Source organism: Pseudomonas allii (genome assembly GCF_055380095.1).
In genome coordinates this window covers 535,999-558,525 of the sequence record NZ_AP039450.1, presented here as the reverse complement: position 1 = coordinate 558,525, position 22,527 = coordinate 535,999, and the positions used below count along the sequence as shown (strand labels likewise).

At 62.5% G+C, this 22,527-nt stretch carries 19 protein-coding genes and 1 riboswitch; of the genes, 6 read left to right on the top strand and 13 right to left on the bottom strand.

The features are described 5' to 3' along the window. Positions 1-93: 93 nt before the first annotated feature. The 7 genes from parC to ACZ445_RS02430 all read right to left on the bottom strand — a co-directional run bounded on the left by parC (position 94) and on the right by ACZ445_RS02430 (position 8,139). Positions 94-2,358: a DNA topoisomerase IV subunit A gene (gene parC / locus ACZ445_RS02460; protein WP_058423478.1), complete on the bottom strand. Its 2,265-nt coding sequence runs from the start codon at positions 2,356-2,358 to the stop codon at positions 94-96. Positions 2,359-2,431: 73 nt separating this feature from the next. Further along, positions 2,432-3,427, bottom strand: coding sequence for an esterase-like activity of phytase family protein (locus ACZ445_RS02455; RefSeq protein ID WP_058423479.1), 996 nt, complete (start codon positions 3,425-3,427; stop codon positions 2,432-2,434). Further along, complete coding sequence (gene parE / locus ACZ445_RS02450; RefSeq protein WP_058423480.1) at positions 3,427-5,331, bottom strand: DNA topoisomerase IV subunit B; 1,905 nt, start codon at positions 5,329-5,331, stop codon at positions 3,427-3,429. Before parE ends, ACZ445_RS02455 begins: the two co-directional genes overlap by 1 nt. A gap of 44 nt (positions 5,332-5,375) precedes the next feature. Further along, a complete protein-coding gene (locus tag ACZ445_RS02445; RefSeq protein WP_248485841.1) occupies positions 5,376-5,984 on the bottom strand; it encodes a YqiA/YcfP family alpha/beta fold hydrolase in 609 nt (202 codons plus the stop codon). A 184-nt stretch (positions 5,985-6,168) separates the two neighbouring features. Beyond that, positions 6,169-6,984 carry a 3',5'-cyclic-AMP phosphodiesterase gene (cpdA, locus tag ACZ445_RS02440; RefSeq protein ID WP_179029579.1) on the bottom strand — a complete coding sequence of 272 codons (816 nt, stop codon included), beginning with the start codon at positions 6,982-6,984 and terminating at the stop codon, positions 6,169-6,171. A 97-nt stretch (positions 6,985-7,081) separates the two neighbouring features. Beyond that, a complete protein-coding gene (locus ACZ445_RS02435) occupies positions 7,082-7,531 on the bottom strand; it encodes a DUF1249 domain-containing protein (protein WP_012721893.1) in 450 nt (149 codons plus the stop codon). Further along, entirely contained in the window at positions 7,522-8,139 is a 618-nt protein-coding gene (locus ACZ445_RS02430) for an NUDIX domain-containing protein (protein WP_058423483.1), read from the bottom strand. Before ACZ445_RS02430 ends, ACZ445_RS02435 begins: the two co-directional genes overlap by 10 nt. Positions 8,140-8,332: 193 nt before the next feature. Here ACZ445_RS02430 and ACZ445_RS02425 point away from each other — a divergent pair, with 193 nt between their 5' ends. Then, complete coding sequence (locus ACZ445_RS02425; RefSeq protein ID WP_058423484.1) at positions 8,333-9,070, top strand: RsiV family protein; 738 nt, start codon at positions 8,333-8,335, stop codon at positions 9,068-9,070. Here ACZ445_RS02425 and cytX read toward each other — a convergent pair. Next, the gene (cytX, locus tag ACZ445_RS02420; protein ID WP_179029578.1) at positions 9,036-10,328 is read right to left on the bottom strand and encodes a putative hydroxymethylpyrimidine transporter CytX; all 1,293 of its coding nucleotides are present in this window, start codon (positions 10,326-10,328) and stop codon (positions 9,036-9,038) included. The two genes, ACZ445_RS02425 and cytX, sit on opposite strands and share 35 nt — an antisense overlap. Before the next feature lie 130 nt (positions 10,329-10,458). After that, positions 10,459-12,348, bottom strand: coding sequence for a phosphomethylpyrimidine synthase ThiC (gene thiC / locus ACZ445_RS02415; protein ID WP_464704715.1), 1,890 nt, complete (start codon positions 12,346-12,348; stop codon positions 10,459-10,461). A gap of 148 nt (positions 12,349-12,496) precedes the next feature. Next, positions 12,497-12,602: riboswitch (TPP riboswitch) on the bottom strand. Between the two features lie 196 nt (positions 12,603-12,798). Between thiC and ACZ445_RS02410 the strand changes: the two genes are divergently transcribed. Beyond that, on the top strand, positions 12,799-14,238 hold the full coding sequence (locus tag ACZ445_RS02410) for a TolC family outer membrane protein (RefSeq protein ID WP_058423487.1): 1,440 nt from the start codon (positions 12,799-12,801) through the stop codon (positions 14,236-14,238). Positions 14,239-14,360: 122 nt separating this feature from the next. Here ACZ445_RS02410 and waaA read toward each other — a convergent pair whose 3' ends face one another. Together waaA and ACZ445_RS02400 are read right to left on the bottom strand one after the other, a co-directional pair. After that, positions 14,361-15,638, bottom strand: coding sequence for a lipid IV(A) 3-deoxy-D-manno-octulosonic acid transferase (gene waaA / locus ACZ445_RS02405; RefSeq protein ID WP_058423488.1), 1,278 nt, complete (start codon positions 15,636-15,638; stop codon positions 14,361-14,363). 23 nt (positions 15,639-15,661) lie between these two features. Next, a complete protein-coding gene (locus tag ACZ445_RS02400) occupies positions 15,662-16,552 on the bottom strand; it encodes a LysR family transcriptional regulator (RefSeq protein ID WP_058423489.1) in 891 nt (296 codons plus the stop codon). A gap of 101 nt (positions 16,553-16,653) precedes the next feature. On the opposite strand from ACZ445_RS02400, the gene ACZ445_RS02395 reads away from it, so the two are divergent. Genes ACZ445_RS02395 through ACZ445_RS02380 form a run of 4 tightly spaced genes read left to right on the top strand, consistent with a single transcriptional unit; the run spans position 16,654 to position 20,030 of the window. Next, positions 16,654-16,989 carry a DMT family transporter gene (locus ACZ445_RS02395; RefSeq protein WP_049710328.1) on the top strand — a complete coding sequence of 112 codons (336 nt, stop codon included), beginning with the start codon at positions 16,654-16,656 and terminating at the stop codon, positions 16,987-16,989. A 55-nt stretch (positions 16,990-17,044) separates the two neighbouring features. Next, entirely contained in the window at positions 17,045-18,220 is a 1,176-nt protein-coding gene (locus tag ACZ445_RS02390; protein WP_058423490.1) for an NAD(P)/FAD-dependent oxidoreductase, read from the top strand. Beyond that, positions 18,217-19,029 carry an aldo/keto reductase gene (locus ACZ445_RS02385; protein ID WP_058423491.1) on the top strand — a complete coding sequence of 271 codons (813 nt, stop codon included), beginning with the start codon at positions 18,217-18,219 and terminating at the stop codon, positions 19,027-19,029. The genes ACZ445_RS02390 and ACZ445_RS02385 overlap by 4 nt, the downstream gene beginning before the upstream one ends. A 41-nt stretch (positions 19,030-19,070) precedes the next feature. After that, positions 19,071-20,030, top strand: coding sequence for a hypothetical protein (locus ACZ445_RS02380; RefSeq protein ID WP_058423492.1), 960 nt, complete (start codon positions 19,071-19,073; stop codon positions 20,028-20,030). A gap of 45 nt (positions 20,031-20,075) precedes the next feature. Here ACZ445_RS02380 and ACZ445_RS02375 read toward each other — a convergent pair whose 3' ends face one another. After that, the gene (locus tag ACZ445_RS02375; RefSeq protein ID WP_464707970.1) at positions 20,076-21,002 is read right to left on the bottom strand and encodes an NAD-dependent epimerase/dehydratase family protein; all 927 of its coding nucleotides are present in this window, start codon (positions 21,000-21,002) and stop codon (positions 20,076-20,078) included. Next, entirely contained in the window at positions 20,995-22,419 is a 1,425-nt protein-coding gene (gene hldE, locus ACZ445_RS02370) for a bifunctional D-glycero-beta-D-manno-heptose-7-phosphate kinase/D-glycero-beta-D-manno-heptose 1-phosphate adenylyltransferase HldE (RefSeq protein ID WP_058423494.1), read from the bottom strand. The genes ACZ445_RS02375 and hldE overlap by 8 nt, the downstream gene beginning before the upstream one ends. Between the last annotated feature and the right edge of the window lie 108 nt (positions 22,420-22,527).

The window sequence follows — 22,527 nt, the reverse complement described above, 5'->3', positions numbered from 1 at the left end:
GAAAGGCCATATCATCCGTGAATATGCGCCATGACTCCAGCGCCAAAGCGTCGATCTACGCGTTAAATCGTAGATCGAGAGCTCTAAAACGCGTTAAACCGGCGCTTCTACCAGCAGGGCATCCACTCGCTGGAAGCCTCGAGGCAGTTTGTTCCCACGCCGACCACGTTCGCCCTTGTAATGTTCAAGGTCGTCAGGGCGTAGAGACAGCGTGCGCTTACCCGCCTGCAGCACTAGGGTTGCACCTTCCGGGATCACCGCGATATCGGTCACATACTCTTCGCGACTGGCCACACGCTCGCCGGGAATACCGATGATCTTGTTGCCTTTACCTTTACCCAACTGCGGCAGGTCGCTGATCTTGAACACCAGCAGCCGACCTTCGGTGGTCACCGACGCCAGCCAGTTGCTTTCACGATCATCCACTGGCCGCGGCAGAATAACCTTGGCGTTGTTCGGCAAGCTCAGCAACGCCTTGCCCGCCTTGTTCTTGGCCTGCAGGTCTTCACCCTTGACCACGAACCCATAACCCGCGTCGGAAGCAATCACGTACAGCGCATCATCGTCCGGCAGCAGCACACATTCAAAATTCGCCCCTGGCGGCGGCGTCAGGCGCCCGGTCAACGGCTCGCCCTGCCCCCGTGCGGATGGCAAGGTGTGGGCCGGCACCGAATAACTGCGCCCGGTGGAATCGATAAACACTGCAAACTGGTTGGAACGCCCGGCCGCAGCGGTCTTGAACCCATCACCGGCCTTGTACGACAGACCGGTGGCGTCAATATCATGCCCCTTGGCGGATCGAACCCAACCCTTTTCCGACAGAACGACAGTAATTTTCTCGTTTGGCAGCAGCTCGGTTTCTGTCAGGGCTTTCGCCTCGGCACGCTGCACAATTGGCGAGCGACGGTCGTCGCCGTAGGTTTCGGCGTCTTTGATCAGCTCGCTGCGCACCAGCTTTTTCAGCTTGGCTTCGCTGCCCAGCAGGGCTTGCAGCTTGGCTTGTTCCTTGAGCAGCGCGTCCTGTTCGTCGCGCAGCTTCATTTCTTCCAGTCGCGCCAATTGACGCAAGCGGGTGTCGAGGATGTAGTCCGCCTGGATCTCGCTCAGCTCGAAACGCGCGATCAACTCGGCTTTCGGGTGCTCGGCGGTACGGATGATGTGGATCACTTCATCCAGGTTGAGGTAGGCGATCAGCAAGCCGTCCAACAGGTGCAGGCGGCGCTCGACCTTATCGAGGCGGAATTGCAGGCGGCGACGCACGGTCTGCACCCGGAATTCCAGCCACTCCACCAGCAGGTTGCGCAGGTTCTTCAACTGCGGCTTGCCGTCCAGGCCAATGATGTTGACGTTGACCCGGTAACTGGACTCCAGGTCCGTGCTGGCGAACAGATGCTGCATCAGCACTTCGTGGTCGACCCGGCTGTTGGTCGGGATGATCACGATGCGGCATGGGTTCTCGTGGTCGGACTCGTCACGCAGGTCGGCCACCTGCGGCAGTTTCGACGGTTTGGCCTGCATCAGCGCGGCGATCTGCTCCAGCACCTTGGCGCCCGACACCTGGTGCGGCAGTGCGGTGACGATAATGTCGCCATCCTCGATGTGGTACACGGCGCGCATGCGCACCGAGCCCTTGCCGGTTTCGTACATTTTCAGCAGGTCGGCGCGCGGTGTGATGATTTCCGCTTCGGTCGGATAGTCCGGGCCCTGGATATGCTCGCAGAGCTGCTCCACCGTGGCTTTGGGCTCATCCAGCAAACGCACGCAGGCCGTGGCGACCTCACGCAGGTTGTGCGGTGGCACGTCAGTGGCCATACCCACCGCAATACCGGTGGTGCCGTTAAGCAGGATATTCGGCAAACGTGCCGGCAACACCAGCGGTTCGTCGAGGGTGCCGTCGAAATTCGGCCCCCAGTCGGCGGTGCCCTGCCCCAGTTCGCTCAACAGCACTTCCGAGTAACGCGACAGGCGCGCTTCGGTGTATCGCATGGCCGCAAAGGACTTGGGATCATCCGGCGCACCCCAGTTGCCCTGACCGTCCACCAACGTGTAGCGATAGCTGAACGGTTGCGCCATCAGCACCATGGCTTCGTAGCACGCCGAGTCGCCATGGGGGTGGAACTTACCGAGTACGTCACCGACGGTACGCGCCGATTTCTTGTGCTTGGAATCGGCGTCCAGGCCCAACTCACTCATGGCGTAGATGATGCGCCGTTGTACGGGCTTCAGGCCGTCGCCGATATGCGGCAAGGCACGGTCCATGATCACGTACATGGAGTAGTTGAGGTAGGCATTTTCGGTGAAGTCAGCCAGCGACCGGCGTTCTACGCCGTCTAAGCTGTCTGCGAGGATGTCACTCATGCGGGCCTCATCATGCTTGGGTATGGCGCAGCGGAAATGCCACGGCGCCGGGTCAATTCAAAAAAATATCGGCTCATGGCTTGGCGCTCCAGCCACCGGCAGGGGCGGCAAAACGATAGACCATGGGGCGTTTTTCACCATCGGCGCGGGGGCCGAAATTGTTGTCCAGACCGATCCAGGCGCCATCGGCATCCACCACCAGCGCTTCGGCCAGGCCGTAAGGCTGATCATATCGGCGTTGTGGCATAAGCATCTCGGAAGCAAATGACCAGCACTGCTCGACCGCCGCCGTGACGGCATCGCGGCGGCACAGCTGGTATCGGCTGCTTTCGAGCGTGAACAATTTGCCCTGAAACAGCGCCACATCCGAAAAATTCCTGGCGACGGCCTTGGCCTTGGGCACCTGGGCAGGCTGCATCTCGGTACCCGCCTCACTTAACAACACGCACGGACCATCGCAGTCCCACAGGCTTTGCGGACGCTTGATGGAAATCAGGCCACGCCGTTCACGCTCAGCCGCCAGCCAGATCTGGTTGCCTTCGGGGTTTATCGCCAGGCCTTCAAACAATGCATTGAAGTGCAGCAACAGGCCACTGGCACGGGCCTCACGCACCATGCCCGGCGCGATCTTCAACCAATCCGGCGCCCCCGTTACCGGCACTTGCAGCACCGCCGCATGGGCTTCGCTGACAATGTAGCGATTACCGACGGCATCGCAGGTGATCCCTTCAAAATCCAGGTCGCCACCGCGAATGAAAGACGCGGCCTTGGTACGTGAACGCAACCCCCAGGGCAAGCCGGACTCGGGCACCGGTGGCACGTCGATCTTCACGGTTTCGGCCTTCCAGGTCGGCGCGCTTATATCCAGGCGGTAGATCTGATCGTCATCACGATCGGAAACCGTCCACAACTCGTTGCCGCACAGCGCCAGGCCCGACAGGTTGCCGCCGCGCATGCCATCCACCGGGTGTTCGGACACTAGATTGAGCTCGGCCGCAGGCGCGGCAGCCACCTGGGTGGCCGCCAAACTGCTCAACATCAGGATCGCCAGGGCGAAACCTGTGCGCATCAGCCCAGAACCTCGGCCAGGTTGCCTTTGGATTCCAGCCAGGACTTGCGGTCCGGCGCGCGTTTCTTCGCCAGCAGCATGTCCATCATTTCCGAGGTGGCGGCGAAGTCGTCCAAGGTCAGCTGCACCAGGCGCCGGGTGTTCGGGTCCATGGTGGTTTCGCGCAGTTGTGGCGGGTTCATTTCACCCAGGCCTTTGAATCGCGTGACCTGGGGTTTGCCGCGTTTTTTCTCGGCTACCAGGCGGTCGAGAATGCCATCGCGCTCGGCTTCGTCCAGGGCGTAGTAAATCTCTTTGCCCAGGTCGATCCGGTACAGCGGCGGCATGGCGACGTAGACGTGGCCGGCATCCACCAGCGGGCGGAAGTGCTGCACGAACAACGCGCATAGCAAGGTGGCAATGTGCAAACCATCAGAGTCGGCGTCGGCGAGGATGCAGATCTTGCCGTAGCGCAGCTGGCTCATGTCCGCCGCGCCCGGGTCTACACCAATGGCCACGGCGATGTTGTGCACTTCCTGGCTGGCCAGGACTTCGCTGCCATCGACTTCCCAGGTGTTGAGGATCTTGCCGCGCAACGGCAGGATCGCCTGGAACTCCTTGTCCCGCGCTTGCTTGGCGGAACCGCCGGCGGAGTCACCTTCCACCAGGAACAGCTCGGAGCGCATCGGGTCCTGCCCGGCGCAATCGGCCAGCTTGCCTGGAAGTGCCGGGCCCTGGGTGATGCGCTTGCGCTCGACCTTCTTGCTGGCCTTCAAGCGACGGCCGGCGTTGTTGATCGCCAGTTCAGCCAGGGCCAGGCCCAGTTCAGGGTGTTCGTTGAGCCACAGGCTGAATGCATCCTTGACCACACCGGAGACAAACGCCGCCGCTTCACGGGAGGACAGGCGTTCTTTGGTCTGGCCGGAGAATTGCGGCTCCTGCATCTTCATCGACAGCACGAACGCAATGCGCTCCCACACGTCTTCCGGCGCCAGCTTCACGCCGCGTGGCAGCAGGCTGCGGTATTCGCAGAATTCGCGCATGGCATCCAGCAGGCCCTGACGCAAACCGTTCACGTGGGTGCCGCCCTGGGCCGTGGGGATCAGGTTGACGTAGCTTTCCTGCACGCTGTCGCCGCCTTCGGGCAACCACAGCAGCGCCCAGTCCACGGCTTCTTTATTACCGGCCAGGCTGCCGCAGAACGGCTCGTTGGGCAGGCGCTCGAAGTCGCTGACGGAATCTTCCAGGTACGAACGCAGGCCGTCTTCGTAATGCCACTCGACCTTCTCGCCAGTGCCTTTGTCTTCAAAGGTCACCAGCAGGCCCGGGCACAGCACGGCCTTGGCCTTGAGCACATGCTTGAGGCGGCTGATGGAGAATTTCGGCGAATCGAAGTATTTCGGGTCCGGGGCGAAGTACACGCTGGTGCCGGTGTTGCGCTTGCCAACGGTGCCGATCACTTCCAGGTCGGTGGCTTTATAGCCATCGGCAAAAGTCATCTGGTACTCGTTGCCGTCGCGCTTGACCTTGACCCGCACCAGCGTAGACAGGGCGTTGACCACGGAAATACCCACACCGTGCAGGCCACCGGAGAACTGGTAGTTCTTGTTGGAGAACTTGCCACCCGCATGGAGCTTGGTGAGGATCAGCTCGACGCCCGGCACGCCCTCTTCCGGGTGGATATCCACCGGCATGCCGCGACCATCGTCGGACACTTCCAGGGAGTGGTCAGCGTGAAGAATGACATGCACCGACTTGGCGTGACCGGCCAAGGCTTCGTCGACGCTGTTGTCGATGACTTCCTGGGCAAGGTGGTTCGGCCGACTGGTGTCGGTGTACATGCCGGGGCGTTTGCGCACCGGGTCGAGGCCCGAGAGGACTTCGATGGCGTCGGCGTTATAAGAGCTAGCGCTGGGAGTGGCCATGGGGTCTCGTCGTGAGTCGTTCGATTAAAAAATGACCTGCGACTTTACAGTGCAGCAAAGTCGAAGGATTGATACTGATCTGCGCCAATGCCGGCAAAGCTCAACATGGCCGGTAATTGCCGGGCGAACCCCTGGTAACCATGGTCGCCGCCGGCCTGGATGCGCAAGGCACAGGCTCGGTAATACTGCTGGGCAAGGCGATAGTCCAGGGTTTCATCCCCGGTCTGCAACCACACCTGATACCGCGCGGCATCCTGGGGCGCCGGGACTTCCAGCTCGGCCAGGGCCGTCACGTGGTCGTGGGTCAGTTCCCAGGTTTCATCGGTGTAGAGGTTCTTCTGGGTGCCCAGGTAACCGTCGAACATCCGATGGGGGCTGACCGCCGGGTTTACCAGCAATGCCTTGAGGCCATGGCGTTCGGCAAGATGGGTTGCATAGTAGCCGCCGAGTGAGCTGCCGACCAGCAGTGGCCGACCCAGTTCGGCAATCGCGGCTTCCAGTTGAGGAATCGCCTGACGGGGATGGTGATGCAGGGCCGGTACACGCAGTTGGTCAGCCAGGCCGATGGCGCCCATCACGGTGATCAACTGAGTGGCCTTGTTGGACGCGGGCGCACTGTTGAAACCGTGGATATACAGGATCGAAGCGGACATGCCGGGCTCTCCATGACTCAGCCAAAGAGCCGCAGTTTACAGGGATCGGGGCCATGTGTGATGACCTCGGCCCTCAATACACCGAAGATCCAATGTGGGAGGGGGCTTACCCCCGATAGCGGAGTGTCAGGCACGGTTAGATGTGACTGATCCACCGCCGTCGGGGGCAAGCCCCCTGCCACAGTCAATAGCCGTTGCTGCCGTAGTCCACGGTAAATTCGAAGCCCTGGACCCGCTCCACGCCGGTCTCCAACCGTCCGTCGGCATGCAGGCGTAGCCAGCGGTAGCCCGGTGCTTGCTCACTGACTTTGAAATCCTCGCTGCCCGGCGCGAACTGGATGCAGGTGGACGGCGACGCCAGCAGGCGCACGCCGTTGCGCTCGTGGTCGATCTCCTGGTGCACATGCCCCCACAGTACCGCCCTCACCTGCGGGAAACGGTCGAGCACCGCAAACAGGGCCTCCGGGTTGCGCAGGCCAATGGGTTCCATCCAGGCGCAACCGATGGACACCGGATGATGGTGGAAGCACACCAGGTGGTGACGGTTTGGCGCCTCGCTCAGGGCCTGGGCGAGCAGTTGCAATTGACTGTCCTGCAGGTAACCGGGCACCGAACCGGGTACGGCGGAGTCCAGCAGGGTGATGCGCCACTGGCCGACATCGACCACCGGCTCCAGCAAATCACTGTGCACCGCGGCGTGGGCCATGATCTGCGGCTCGTCGTGATTGCCGGGAATCCAGCGCGTCGGGGCGCCGATGGGCGCCGTCATATCGCGAAACTGCTGATACGACTCCAATGTGCCGTCCTGGGAAAGATCCCCGGTGACCAACACCAGATCAATGCGTGGCTGCTGCGCACGCACCAACTCGATCACCCTGTGCAGGCTGTCACGGGTGTTCATGCCCAACAGCGTGCCATCGGCCTCGGCAAACAGGTGGCTGTCAGACAGTTGCACCAGCAAGGCCGGTGCATCAGGGCTCACGGTGGATACGCTCGACAAGGCGCTCTCCCAAGGCAATCGCAGGAATGGACGTTTGGCGTGATTATGCTGGGGCAGGACACAAAGAGGAAACCCAGGAAGCGGACGCAGTTCACATCTACCGCACAGCTTCGAACTCGTGGCCCAGGGCCAGACAGTGGCTCAACCATTCACCGAGGAACACATTGAGCTGTGCCTTCTCATCGGGCTGGTGCATGAACACGTTGGGGTAAGGATAGATGCTGCGAAAGCGCCGCGCATGTTCGGCGCTGATCACTTCGGCCATGCGCGCGTCGTGGTACACCTGCACTTCCAACTGCGGCACCGGCAGCCAAGGCAGGCTGTGTTCCTGGCGCACGCGCAGGGTGGTGGTGTACGGGCAGTTGACGATGACCTCCAGGGCCAGCACGCCGAGCATCTGGTCGCCATGGGTCACGCCGATACGCCGCGCCTCGGGGGCGTGGCGCATGTCGGGGAGCAGGCGCATCAGCCGCGCATAGTTGGCCTCGCAGGCGGCTTGCAGCCCGATCAGGTCGACTCGATAACGTTCCCGTGCCTTTACTGCCATAACCCCCTCACTTCCGCGCGATTAAGCGCAAGCCACTGCAGGGCGATAATGCTGGCTGCGTTGGAAATTTTGCCGTCGCGCACCGCTTGCAGGGCATCTTCGAAGGCCCACACGGTGACGCGGATATCTTCAGCTTCTTCTTCCAATCCATGGACGCCGCCCGCGCCCGAGCTGTCGCAACGGCCCAGGTACAAGTGGACAAATTCGGTACTGCCGCCGGGCGACGGGAAATACTTGGTGATCGGCCACAGCGCGGAGAATGTCAGCCCAGCTTCCTCCTCGGCTTCGCGGTGTGCAACCTCCTCCGGCTCTTCGTCCTTGTCGATCAGGCCGGCGACCATCTCCACCAGCCACGGGTTGTCGGTACGGCCCATGGCGCCGACGCGGAACTGCTCGATCAGCACCACTTCATCACGCTGCGGGTCGTAGGGCAGCACGCACACGGCATCATGACGAACAAAGACTTCGCGGTTGATCACCCGGCTCATGCCGCCATCGAACTTCTCGTGGCGCAGTTGCACGCGATCAAGCTTGTAGAAGCCCTGGTAGGCATTGTCGCGCTGAACAATCTCGATTGTGCTCGGCGTCGATTTTGCAAAATCCGTCATATCCCTTCCTCGTTGAGCCTGCGCAATTGGCGCCATCCTAACGCGCTCATGCCTCTGGATGCAGCCCCTTTCCAGTTGCCGGGATAGACGGCGGGCGTCAAACACACTCTAATCAGCTTAGTGGCGAACTGACTGCCGTGCTGGCAGTCGAAGCTGCACAAATTTCGCTCTTATCGATAGACGAAGGACTTACATGTCGCTTTTAAAAATCGCCTCCGTGGCCTGTATCGCATTGACCCTCGGCGCGTGCCAGAGCCTGTTCCAGCCAAGCTACAAAGCCCCGCTGGAAGCCACCCGCGACGCCACCGAGCAGAGCAAGCCGGGCTGCGCCAGCGCCGATTGCCCACTGGTGAATATCGACACCGTGCACTTTGCCAAGGACCCCAAGCTGGACGCATTGATTGAACAGCGCCTGCTGGAAATGACCCAAAGCGATCCCCTGCCGACCAGCCTGGAGACCTATCGCGAGCAATTCCTCAAAACCGCCGCCCCACGCAACAGCATGTACTTGCAGGCCAAGGTACGTGAACAGCATGACGGCTTGGTGATCATCGAATTGTCCAGCTACCTGGACCAGGGCGCCACCCACGGCGAGCCCGGCCGCGCATTCATCAACTATTCGCGCCAGCGGCAAAAGGCCCTGACCCTGACCGACATGCTGCTGCCCGGCAAGGAAGACGCGTTCTGGAAAGCCGCCCAGGTGGCCCACAACAGCTGGTTGATCAGCACCCGCCTGAGCCTGGAGCCAGAGTATGTGAAGACCTACCCCTTCCAGAAAACCCCGAACGTGGCGCTGACTTATGGTGGCGTGATCCTCAAGTACCCCACCAAAACCATCGCGCCGTACGCCCTGGGCCACGTCGAATTGCAGATTCCCTACTCACGCCTGGACGGCATCATCCAGCCTGAGCTGGTGCCTGCACGCCGCTGAAGGCCCGCCCCAGGATCAACTGCAACAGCCCTGCCAGCACCAGCGCCGGCAGGGTCGCGCCGATGTCCGGATACAGATTGGCCAGCAGGTGATACGTCACGACGCCACCCAACCACGCCAGCAGCGCCGACCAACGCAGATTGGCGACAGCACCCTGACCACGGCGACGCAGGATAAAGTGATCCACCAGCACCACGCCGAACAGCGGCGCGAACACCGAGCCGATCAGCAACAGGAAGTTCTGGTACTGGGCCAATGGCGCAAAGCAGGCGATGAGCGTGCAGATCACACCAATGGCCAACGCCAGGTGCTCGACCTTCAAGCGCAACAACATGCCGCTGGAAACCGCCGCCGAGTGAATATCGGCAAAGGCGTTTTCCGACTCATCCAGCAGGATCAGCAGCAGCGGAATCCCCAGGCCAGCCCCGGCCAACGCCAGCAACAGCGCATTCACCTCACCGCTCGGCGCAAACGCCAGGGTGTAGGCCACGCCCAGGCTCATCAGCCAGAAATTACCGATAAAGAACCCCAGCGCCGTGCCGCCGAACACGCTTTTGGCGCGTTTACCGAAGCGCGAGTAATCGGCGATCAGCGGCAGCCATGACAACGGCATGGCGATGGCGATATCAAAGCCCACCGCGAACGACATCGAACCGTCACCGGCCTGGGCCCAGAGCGCGGCGAGGTCGGCTTTGGCGAACAGGTTCCAGGTCAGCCACAGGCAGGCGGCGAGCAGCAGCCAGATGCCCCACTTGCGCAGGACCTGGCGCACAAACGTCAGCGGGCCACTGACCGCCAGCAAGGTCGCCAGGCCACCAAAGAACAGCGTCCACAATAATGGACTGGCCAACAGGCTACCGCCGCTGAACGCGCGCGCGCCCAACAGGCTGGCGGCGTCACGCATCACGATGATTTCAAACGAGCCCCAGCCGATCAGTTGCAGCAGGTTGAGCAGCGCCGGCAGGCTGGCGCCCCTGGCACCCAGGCTGAGCTTGAGCGCGGCCATGGCGGACAGGCCCGTATCGCTGCCGATCACGCCGACAGCGGCCAGCAGCAGGACGCCGACCAGGGTGCCGAGGAAAATCGCCAGCAACGAACCGGACAAGCCCAGGCCCGGCGCCAGCAACGCGCCGGTCTGCAGGACCATCAGGCCGATGCCGAGGGAGAACCACAGGGAGAACAGGTCGCGGGCGCCGAAGACTCTTTTGTCGCTCGGCACTGCGATATCGGGGGAGTAAGTACTCGGTTGAATGCTCAAGGGGGCTATCTCTGAGGGGCATTTGTTGTTTGCTGGATCGCTATCGGGGGCAAGCCCCCTCCCACAGTTTGAGTCATGTGGGAGGGGGCTTGCCCCCGATAAGGCCGGTACAGACGCCTACGATCTTGAATCAGACTTTCTTGTAGAGCTGGCTGCCTTCCTGCTTGAACCGCTCCGCCTGCTCCGCCAAGCCCTTGGCCACGTCCACATCCACCGCTTCAATGCGCTGGTTGGCCGCGTACTCACGCACTTCCTGGGTGATCTTCATCGAACAGAACTTCGGCCCGCACATGGAGCAGAAGTGCGCGACCTTGGCCGAATCCTTCGGCAGGGTTTCGTCGTGATAGGAACGCGCGGTGTCCGGATCCAGGCCGAGGTTGAACTGGTCCTCCCAGCGGAACTCGAAACGCGCCTTGCTCAAGGCGTTATCGCGGATCTGCGCGCCCGGATGGCCTTTGGCGAGGTCCGCCGCGTGGGCGGCGATCTTGTAGGTGATGATCCCGGTCTTCACGTCATCCTTGTTCGGCAGGCCCAGATGCTCCTTGGGCGTGACGTAGCAGAGCATGGCGCAACCGAACCAGCCGATCATCGCCGCGCCGATGCCGGAGGTGATGTGGTCGTAACCTGGCGCGATGTCGGTGGTCAGCGGGCCGAGGGTGTAGAACGGCGCCTCGTCGCAGCACTCGAGCTGCTTGTCCATGTTCTCCTTGATCAACTGCATCGGCACGTGGCCGGGGCCTTCGATCATGGTTTGCACGTCGTGCTTCCAGGCGGTCTTGGTCAGTTCGCCGAGGGTTTCCAGCTCGCCGAACTGCGCGGCGTCGTTGGCGTCGGCAATCGAACCCGGGCGCAGGCCATCGCCGAGGGAGAAGCTGACGTCGTAGGCCTTCATGATTTCGCAGATTTCGTCGAAATGCGTGTAGGTGAAGTTCTCTTTGTGGTGCGCCAGGCACCACTTGGCCATGATCGAGCCGCCACGGGACACAATGCCGGTCACGCGCTTGGCGGTCAGCGGCACATAGCGCAGCAACACGCCGGCGTGGATGGTGAAGTAGTCGACGCCCTGCTCGGCCTGTTCGATCAGGGTGTCGCGGAACAGCTCCCAGGTCAGGTCCTCGGCGGCGCCGCCGACTTTTTCCAGGGCCTGGTAGATCGGCACGGTGCCGATCGGTACCGGCGAGTTGCGGATGATCCACTCACGGGTTTCGTGGATGTGCTTGCCGGTGGACAGGTCCATCACCGTGTCCGACCCCCAACGAATGCCCCAGGTGAGTTTGGCCACTTCTTCTTCGATGGACGAACCCAGGGCGCTGTTGCCGATGTTGCCGTTGATCTTCACCAGGAAGTTACGGCCGATGATCATCGGTTCCAGTTCGGTGTGGTTGATGTTGGCGGGGATAATCGCGCGGCCGCGGGCGATTTCTTCGCGCACGAATTCGGGGGTGATGATCTTCGGCACGCTGGCGCCAAAGCTGTGGCCCGCGTGCTGCTGGTCGAGCAGGCCGCTGGCGCGGGCTTCTTCGAGCTTCATGTTCTCGCGGATGGCGACGTATTCCATCTCGGCGGTGATGATGCCTTTGCGCGCGTAGTGCATCTGGGTGACGTTGGCGCCGGCCTTGGCACGACGCGGGTTCTTCACGTGGGCGAAGCGCAACGCGGTCAGTTCAGCATCGCTGAGGCGCTGTTGGCCGAAGTGCGAGCTGAGGCCCGACAGGCGCTCGGTGTCGCCACGCGCTTCGATCCACGGCGAGCGCACATCGCCCAGGCCTTTGCGCACATCGATGATCACGTTGGGGTCGGTGTAGGGGCCGGAGGTGTCATACACAGTAACCGGCGCGTTGATTTCACCGCCGAAATCGGTGGGGGTGACGTCCAGGCTGATTTGTCGCATCGGTACACGAATGTCCGGGCGGGTGCCTTCTACGTAGATCTTCTGCGAGCGGGTAAAGGGCTGCACGGAGCCGGAGTCGACCTTGGCCGATTCACTCAAATGCACGGTGTTTTTTAATGTTGTAGTCATCACGGGCTCTCCAACTTATCCAGGCGGTGGATTTTTGTCGGAGCGAACCTGTGACGGACGGACGCACTGGAACCAGTGCTGTGCTTGGCGCACGAGGCTGTTCGATTGTCGAACAACATCCCGGACGAAGCACAAGAGGACTCGCCGGGTGACGAGAAATCTTGTTCCCTACGCAGGCGCTAACCTGATCAGGTTCAACGGGATCCGGTATTTACCGATCTCAGCCTTCCAACAAGGCACCCCGACAAGAACGCGGCCAGTCTAGACCATGCCGTGGGCAAATTGCCAATGGCGGTGCATTCAGCGTGATGAATGGCGTGATTGCGGGATTGTTGCGCCGAGTCAGCACCACTACACTCGGTTGCCGCCACAATGCTTGACGCCAGGAATGGCCGGCCTTAGCCTTGGGCGCTAAATTATCACCGTAATATTCAAACTAGGGATCGCCTCATGCTGCGCAAACTTTCACTGGCTTTTGCCGTGTCTTGTGCGACCAACGGAATGGTCTGGGCAGCTGAAGCGCCCTTGTCCGCCAAAACCGACCTGGTCAGCGTCTACCAGGAAGCGGTGGACAACAACGCCGACCTGGCCGCCGCCCGTGCCCAGTACGGCGCGCAAAAGGAAGTGGTGCCCCAGGCCCGTGCCGGCTTGCTGCCGAACCTGACCGGCGGTGCCGACATCAATAACGTGCGCACCCAGATCGACACGCCGGCCGCCACCGCCAACCGCGATGCCCACTCCTGGCGCGCCACCTTGAGCCAGCCGTTGTTCCGTGCCGACCGCTGGTTCCAGCTGCAAGCCGCCGAGGCCACCAATGAGCAGGCGGCATTGCAACTGTCGGCCACCGAACAGAACCTGATCCTGCAAAGCGCCGAAAGCTATTTTGCCGTGCTGCGCGCCCAGGACAACCTGGCCTCGACCAAGGCCGAAGAAAACGCGTTCAAGCGCCAGCTGGACCAGTCCAACGAGCGCTTTGACGTGGGCCTGTCGGACAAGACCGACGTGCTGCAATCCCAGGCCAGCTACGACACCGCCCGCGCCAACCGCATCCTGGCCCAGCGCCAGGTCGAAGACGCCTTTGAAGCGCTGATCACCCTGACCAACCGCCAGTACAACTCGATCCAGGGCATCGTCCACACGCTGCCGGTGTTGCCGCCGCTGCCGAATGACGCCAAGGCCTGGGTCGAAACCGCCGGCCGCCAGAACCTGAACCTGCTGGCCAGCAACTACGCGGTCACGGCCGCCGAGGAAACCCTCAAGCAACGCAAAGCCGGCCACGCACCGACCCTGGACGCCGTGGCGCAATATGAAAAAGGCGATAACGACGCCCTCGGTTTCAGCAACCCGAATGCCTTCGGCACCCCGTACCGGGGCGATGTGGAACAGCGCACCATCGGCCTGCGCCTGAGCATCCCGATCTACAGCGGTGGGCTGACCAGCTCGCAGGTGCGTGAGTCCTACTCGCGCCTGGGCCAGACCGAGCAGCAGCGCGAAGGCCTGCGCCGCCAGGTGGTAGAAAACACGCGCAACCTGCACCGCGCGGTGAACACCGATGTGGAGCAGGTACAGGCGCGCCGCCAGTCGATCATCTCCAACCAGAGCGCGGTGGAAGCCACGGAAATCGGCTATCAGGTGGGGACGCGCAATATCGTCGATGTGCTCGACTCCCAGCGCCAGCTCTATGCGTCGGTACGCAACTACAACAACAGCCGCTACGACTACATCCTCGACAACCTGCGCTTGAAGCAGGCGGCGGGCACCCTGAACCCAGGCGACCTGCAGGACCTGGCGCGCTACCTCAAGGCTGACTACAACCCGGACCGCGACTTTCTGCCGCCGGACCTGGCCAAGGCCGCCGCCGAACAACTCAAGGCCCGCCCCGCCAACTGAATCCACCGCAAACCCATGTGGGAGGGGGCTTGCCCCCGATAGCAGAGTGTCAGGCACCGTATAGGTGACTGATCGACCGCCAACGGGGGCAAGCCCCCTCCCACATTGAGTCAGGTGGTGATTCAGTCAGCCAGCAGTCGACCTAACCCATCCAGTAAACGCTTCAACGCGCCCTGGTTGGCCTGCATCACCTTGAGCCCCGCCTGCGCCATCTTGCGCGCATCCTGCGGCAGTTCGAACAACTGGCGGACGGCTTCGGCCAACCCTTCTGCGTCATCCACCGCGCGCAACGCGCCGGCTTCGCGCATCATCGCGGTGATTTCGAGGAAGTTGAACACGTGCGGTCCCATGATCACCGGCAAGCCCAGCGCCGCCGGTTCCAGTGGATTGTGCCCACCGGTCGCCACCAGGCTGCCGCCTACGAAGGCGCTGTCGGCCAAGGCGTAGAGAAACAGCAACTCGCCCATGGTGTCGCCGAGCAGTACCGATGTGTTCGCGCTGACGGGTTCGCCACTGGAGCGACGCACCGTGGCAAAACCCTGCTGCTCGCACAATTCGAACATCGGGCCGAAGCGCTCCTGATGGCGTGGCACCAGAATCAGCAAGGCGTTGGGGTAGCTGTCGAGCAGTTGGCGATGGGCCGCCAGCACCACCTCATCTTCACCCTCATGGGTACTCGCGGCGATCCACACCGGACGCTCGCTGGCGCCCCATTGCGCGCGCAACGCGGCGGCGCGTACCGGCAACTGGGGATCGATGGTCAGGTCGAACTTGATCGAGCCGGTGACTTCGACGGTTTCCGGCCGAGCGCCCAAATCCAGGAAGCGCTGGGCTTCGGTTTGCGTCTGCACTGCGAAAAGGCTCATCTCGGCCAACATCGGCGCCGTCAACTTGGCGAAGCGCGCATAGCCCTTGCCGGAACGCGCCGACAACCGCGCATTGGCCAATGCCACCGGAATCCCGCGCTGGGCGCAGGCGTGGATATGATTGGGCCACAACTCGGTTTCCATGATCACCGCGAGCTTGGGCTGTACGCGATCCAGGAAACGCTTGGCCGCGCACGGCAAGTCATACGGCAAGTAGCAGTGCTGGATTCGCGGTTCATTGGCGAACAACGCCTGGATGCGCTCGGACCCGGTCGGCGTCATGCAGGTGACGGTAATCGGCAGCGTCGGATAACGCTCGAGCAAGCCGCGCACCATCGGCGCGGCGGCAATGCTTTCGCCCACCGACACGGCATGCACCCAGATCCCGCCCGGCTGCATCACCGGCAAGCCATAGGAAAAGCGCTCACTGACGCGCTTGGCATAGGCCGGCGCCTTGCGCGCACGCAACCACAGACGTAAAGCCACCAAGGGCAGCGCCAGGTAAAACAGACAGCTGTAGAGAGTTCTATTCATGGCGGCGGAGTTTATCGGCTTTTTCAGTCGATCGCCTGCAAGCACTCGGCAAATCGTTTGGCCAGGAAACGCGCCGCCGGCCCCAGATGCTCGTCGCGCCGCCAGACCAACTCGACCACCAGCGCCGGCGGCGTCCATTCGCTGTCCAGTTCGACCATCTGTTGCTGGTAGGTCGGGTATTGCACGATATGCCGCGGCAGCCAGGCCCAGCCCAGGCCACTCATCAGCCATTCGGCCAGCACGTAGAAACTGTCGGCGCGCCACACCAGCGGGCTGGCGGCTTCGCTGCCGGGGTAGACGCTGGTCTGGGTCGACATCAGCAACTGGCGGAACTGCGCCAGGTGCTGGCAGGTTACATAGGTTTCCTTGGCCAGCGGGTGGTTTACGCCGCACACCGTGACCATCTCCACGCTGCCGACCACGCGCCGCTCCAGGGCTTCGGGGATCTGGTCGTGATAGAACAACAGACCCAGGTCAGCCTTGCGCTCCACCAGCTTGCGCGCCACATCACCCTGGGCCGCACTGGACAACTGCACTTCCAGCAAGGGGTATTGGCCCGCCAGCGCCTCCAGGCTGTCGAGCACCGGCTGGAACAGCATGGCTTCATCCTGGGCCAGGCGCAGGCAAGCCTCTTCACCACGGGTCAATGACAGTGCCCGACCATTGAGTCGCTCGCACTGGCGCAATACTTCGCGTGCTTCCTCCAGCAACACGCTGCCGGCTTCGGTCAGCCGGGGCTGGCGGCCGCTGCTGCGCTCGAACAGGCTGACGCCCAGGTCCGCCTCCAGCATGGCAATCCCATTGCTGACCGCCGATTGAGCCTTGCGCTGCTGGCGCGCCACCGCCGAAAACGAACGCTGCTCGGCGACGCTGACAAACAGGCGCATCTGTTCCAGATCCCACTGCACGCTCATGGCTCAACCCATCTCTGATTCGGATAGGTAATGACTTTACCCCATCTGACAAGACTCTAGAATGCCAGCCTCAACTGATCGCCTTACCCGAGGACTGCCCCATGAACGCCGCTTACTACTACCTGGCCATCGCCATCTGCTCGGAAGTGATCGCCACCGTTTCCATGAAAGCCATCAAGGGCTGGAGCACGCCCATCCCCCTGCTGCTGGTGATCGTCGGCTACGGCGTGGCGTTCTGGATGCTGACGCTGGTGGTGCGCACCGTACCGGTGGGCGTGGCCTACGCGGTGTGGGCTGGAATGGGCATTGTGATGGTCAGCATCGCGGCGTTGTTTATCTACGGGCAGAAGCTGGATATTCCGGCGATGCTGGGGATGGGCCTGATTGTGCTGGGCGTGGTGGTGATTCAGCTGTTCTCGAAAACCGCCGGGCACTGACCACTCCTCAACAGCCTGTATACTGCGCCCCTTGTCTTGAACACTGAGGTCGCCCATGCCATCCGTTATTTCCACCGACGTTCTGATAGTCGGCGCCGGGGTTGCCGGCCTCTGGCTGAATGCGCGCCTGCGCCGCCAGGGGTTTTCCACGGTGGTGGTGGAAAACGCCACCTTGGGTGGCGGGCAAAGCGTGAAGTCCCAAGGGATCATTCACGGCGGCGCGAAATACGCCCTGCACGGCGCCATCACCGGCGCGTCCGAAGCCATTGCCGACATGCCGCGCCGTTGGCGCGAAGCACTGGCGGGTAACGGCGAGTTGGACCTGCGCAGCGTGCGCTTGTTATCCGAGGCGCATTACCTGTGGTCCCCCGGCACGCTTGCCGGCAACCTCACCAGTTTCTTCGCCAGCAAGGCCGTGCGTGGCCGTGTCGACCAAGTCAAAGGCGACGACTTGCCGCCGGCGCTGCAAGACCGCCGCTTCAAGGGCAAGGTCTATCGCCTGGCGGAGCTGGTCATCGATGTACCGAGCCTGATCGAACGCCTGGCCCAGCTGGCCGGCGATGGTTTGCTCGCCGGCCAGCACATCGAACCGTTGCTGGAAGGCGACGCTTTGGTGGGCTTGAAGGTGGACGGTCGCGAGATCCGCGCCCAACGCATCGTGTTGAGTGCCGGCGCCGGCACGGCTGATCTGCTGACCACGCTGGGTATCAGCCAGCCAGCCATGCAAAAACGCCCCTTGCACATGATCATTGCCAAGGGCCCCGGCCTCAAGCCGCTGTATGCCCACTGCCTGGGCGGCGGCACCAAGCCACGCATCACCGTCACCACTCACCCGGCCGCCGATGGCAATTGGGTGTGGTACATGGGCGGCGATATTGCCGAGGCCGATGGCGTGGCGCGCACGCCGCAGGAACAGATCGCCACGGCCCAGAAAGAGCTGGCGCAATTGCTGCCGTGGATCGACATGAGCCAGACCCAGTGGGCGACCCTGCGTGTCGACCGTGCCGAGCCCCTGCAATCGGGCCTGACCCGCCCCGACAATGCCTTCATCGCCGAACAAGGCCGCCTGCTGGTGGGCTGGCCCACCAAGTTGGCGTTGGCACCGGACTTCGCCGATCGGGTGATCAACAGCCTGGAACGTGACGGCATCCGCCCAAGTGCCAGCGAGCCGCTGCCCGACCTGCCAAAACCCGCCATCGGCGTGCCTGCCTGGGAGCAACTGTTGCCATGAGCCTGCCCACCCTGCACGACCTGCACCGCCCCCTGGGCAGCACTGGCCTGTTGGTGTCACCGCTGGGCCTGGGCACCGTCAAGCTGGGCCGCGACCAAGGGGTGAAATACCCCAGCGGCTTCCAGATCCCCGGCGACGACGAGGCCCGCATGCTGTTGCGCCAGGCCCGTGAACTGGGCATCAACCTGATCGACACCGCGCCGGCCTATGGCATGAGCGAAGAACGTCTGGGGCCGCTGCTGCGGGGCCAGCGCAAAGACTGGGTGATCGTCAGCAAAGTCGGCGAAGAGTTCGAGAACGGTGCCTCCAGCCACGACTTCAGCGCGGCCCACACCCGGATGTCGATCGAACGCAGTCTGAAACGACTTGAAACCGACTTTATCGACCTGGTGCTGGTGCACTCCGACGGTAACGACCTGCATATCCTCAATGACTGCGAGGTCTACCAGACCCTGGCGACGCTGAAACAGGAAGGCAAGATCCGTGGTTTCGGCTTTTCCGGCAAGACCGTCGAGGGCGGTGTGAAGGCTCTGGAACAGGGTGATTGCGCGATGGTCACCTACAATTTGAACGAACAGGCCGAGAAAGCCGTCATTGAATATGCGGCGGCCCACGGCAAGGGCATCCTGGTGAAAAAGGCCTTGGCCAGCGGCCACGTCTGCCTGGAGCCTGGAATGGATCCAATTCGCGCCAGTTTCATGTTGTTGTTTGCGCAAACAGGCGTTGCCAGTGCTATTGTCGGGACCATTAATCCGCTGCACCTGGCCCATAACGTGGCGACCGCTGCCCAGGTCATTCGTCAACTCTGATGCCGCCGACGCGGCCGACCCCGTCGCAAGAAGGAGCCGACATGCCGCGAACGCTCATAAGAAAAAACCCCAGCAACTTCAAGACACTGCCGCTGCACGTCGAAGCCACCCCCGAAGGCCTGAGCTACCAGAGCGTCGGCATGCCGCTCAACTTTGCCCAAACCCTGCAACGGCGCAAGCCGGTGGAGGTGGCAGACCCTGAGCGTTTCGCCCTGGAACTGGCCAACCTCGGCGTGTCGGTGCGCCTGACCCTGCATTGGCAAAACAAGGATTACTGGGTGCTGGTGCGCCAGCGCCGCCAGGACCGTGGCGACGTGGTACTCAAGCTGATCTCCGGCTACGTGCCCGCCCATGAGCTGAACCTGCCGCTGCACACCGCCATCCAGGAAATTGCCGAAGAATGCCTGCTGGAGACGCCGGAAGGCTGGCTCGGCGGGCGCTTCAACGACACCTGGCTGCCGGCGCCCTACTCCGCCGCCCTGCATTACCGCGAAGCCCTGCCCTTTCGTCTCAGCCCGCTGTCCGGCGCGGCTCGCCCGGTGCGCTGCGCCACCACCCAGTTGATCGAACGCCCGCGCGCTTACGTGCACCTGCCCACGGCATCGCTGCAATTGATCTACGACCTGCGCCTGGAAGTGCCCAAGGAAGCCAAATCCCTGAGCCTGTTCCATGTGGACGAGCGCCTCGAAGGCGACCAACTGGTCGCCCGCCTCGACCGTCAACGCCCGGACCTGTACCTGATGCCATTGAAAGACGGCCAGCCCCGGGCTGAGTTGTACACCGTCAAGAAAGACCAGTTGTACCCGGCGAGCACGCGGGGTTTGTACCTGGCGGAAAGCTTCGCCCAGCAGGAGGGCTGGCTGGTGCGTGAGGAGCGGATTCGCTGGAAAGATTGGCTGCGCCAGCAAGGCCTGGCAGAGCCTGAGAAAGAGTCGAAATTGAAGCGCCTGGCTCAGCGGGTGCTGCGCAAGATCGTGCCCAAGAAAAAAACCAAGGCCTGAATCAGACTGTAGTGAGCGGGCTTGCCCCGCGCACTACACATCACGTCAGCCTTTGAGCAAGTGCTCCAGGCCTACCTTCAAAGGAGTGGGCTCGGGCAGGGTGAAGCTCGCCAGTAACCGCTGGTTGTTCGCTCGCGAATGCCGGATATCCCCGGAGCGCGCCGGCCCGTAAGTCACCTCGGGCAGCTTGCCGACGATGTCTTCCAAGGCTTGCAGCACATCCTTGAGCGTCGTGGTGCGATTCCAGCCGACATTGATTGCCCCCAATGGAGCCTCGGGCGCTTCAATCGCCTGCAACAACAAGTCCACCAGATCACCCACGTACATGAAGTCGCGGGTTTGCTCACCATCGCCAAACACGGCAATCGGTACGCCCTGCTGCGCCCGCTCGCTGAAGATGCTGATCACGCCGGAATACGGCGATGACGGGTCCTGGCGTGGCCCGAAGATATTGAAGAAGCGGAAGATCACCGGCTCCAGGCCATGCTGGCGACGGTAGAAATCGAAGTAGTGCTCGCCGGCCAACTTGTCGGACGCATAGGGCGTCAACGGCGCCTTGGTGGTGGCTTCGTCGATTGAAGCGCCTTCGCCATTGTTGCCGTATACCGCAGCGCTGGAGGCATACACCACGCGCTTGATGCCGGCCTTGCGCATGGCTTCGCACACATTCAAGGTGCCGATGAAGTTGCTCTGGTGCGTGCTGACCGGATCATCCACCGACGCCTGCACCGAGGCCACCGCCGCCAGATGCACCACCGCGGCTGCGCCGACAGCGGCACGGGCGACCAGCTCGGCATCGGCCACATCGCCTTCAAGCAGTTCGACGCGCGGATTGTCCAACGGCAGGTTAGTGCGCTTGCCGGTGGAGAGGTTATCCAGCACCCGCACACCGTAGCCTTTGGCGAGCAGCGCATCGACCAGGTGCGAGCCGATAAAGCCCGCACCGCCGGTGACAAGAACCTGCTTACTCATTGTTGCGGATCTTCTCGACAATGGCGGTGGTCGAGCTGTTCTCGACCAGGCCCAGCACTTTGACTTTGCCGCCGTAGGCGCTGACGATATCGGCCCCCACGACCTGGTCGACAGAATAGTCGCCGCCCTTGACCAGCACATCCGGCTTGACCTGGGCCAACAGGTTCTCAGGGGTCCCTTCAGGGAAACTGATCACCCAGTCCACCGCGCCCAGGCCCGCCAGCACGGCCATGCGACGGTCGACACTGTTGATCGGACGGCCAGGGCCTTTGAGGCGGCTCACCGAGGCATCGTCGTTGACCGCAACGATCAGGCGATCGCCTTGGGCACGCGCTTGCTCGAGGTAAGTCACGTGACCGGCGTGCAGGATGTCGAAGCAGCCGTTGGTGAACACAATGCTTTCGTTGTGGGCGCGGGCATCGTCAATCGCCAGCAGCAATTGCTCGATGGTCAGCACACCCCGCTCCGAGCCTTCGGAACGCTGGATCGCACGGCGTAACTCAGGCGCGCTGATGGCAGCGGTACCCAGCTTGCCCACCACGATGCCCGCCGCCAGGTTGGCCAGGGCCACGGCGTGGGGCAGTTCCTCACCGGCGGCAATCGAGGCGGCCAGGGTGGAAATCACGGTGTCGCCGGCGCCGGTCACGTCGAACACTTCACGGGCACGTGCCGGCAAGTGCATCGCCGGGTGGCCGGGGCGCAACAGGGTCATGCCGTGCTCGCCACGGGTCACCAGCAAGGCGCCGAGGTCGAGGTCGGCCATCAGTGCCGCACCTTTGGTCACCAGGTCGTGCTCATCGGCGCAACCGCCGACGATGGCTTCGAACTCGCTGAGATTGGGCGTGATCAGGCTGGCTCCGCGATAAATCGAGAAGTCCTTGCCCTTGGGATCGGCCAATACCGGGATGCCCCGGGCCTTGGCGGCCTGGATCAGTTCCTGGTGATTCTTCAAGGCGCCTTTGCCGTAGTCGGACAACACCAGCACCTTGATGCCTTCGAGCAACTGATCGACCTGACCGCTAAGGGCCAGGGCGTCGGTGGCGAAGGGTTCTTCGAAATCGATACGCAGCAATTGCTGGTGACGGCTCATCACCCGCAGCTTGACGATGGTCGGCTGGTGGGCAATGCGCTGGAACAACGCACGCACGCCGGCACCGCGCAGGCTGTTGGCCAGGCTTTCGGCAGCTTCGTCGTCGCCGGTCACGCCGACCAGCGAGGCCGGGGCGCCGAGGGCGGCAATGTTAAGGGCAACGTTGGCAGCGCCACCTGGACGGTCTTCGATTTGCTCGACCTTGACGACCGGCACCGGCGCCTCAGGGGAAATCCGTGAGGTACCACCATGCCAGTAACGGTCGAGCATGACATCGCCGACCACCAAGACAGGGGCTTGATCGAATCGCGGCATGGACAACTTCATGGAGCAACCCACATACAAAATGAACAGGGGCGCGATATTAGCACAGGGTTGTGGGAGGTTTGCGGGAGGGTTTTGCAATGTAGGAACCGGCTTGCCGGCTCCTACAGG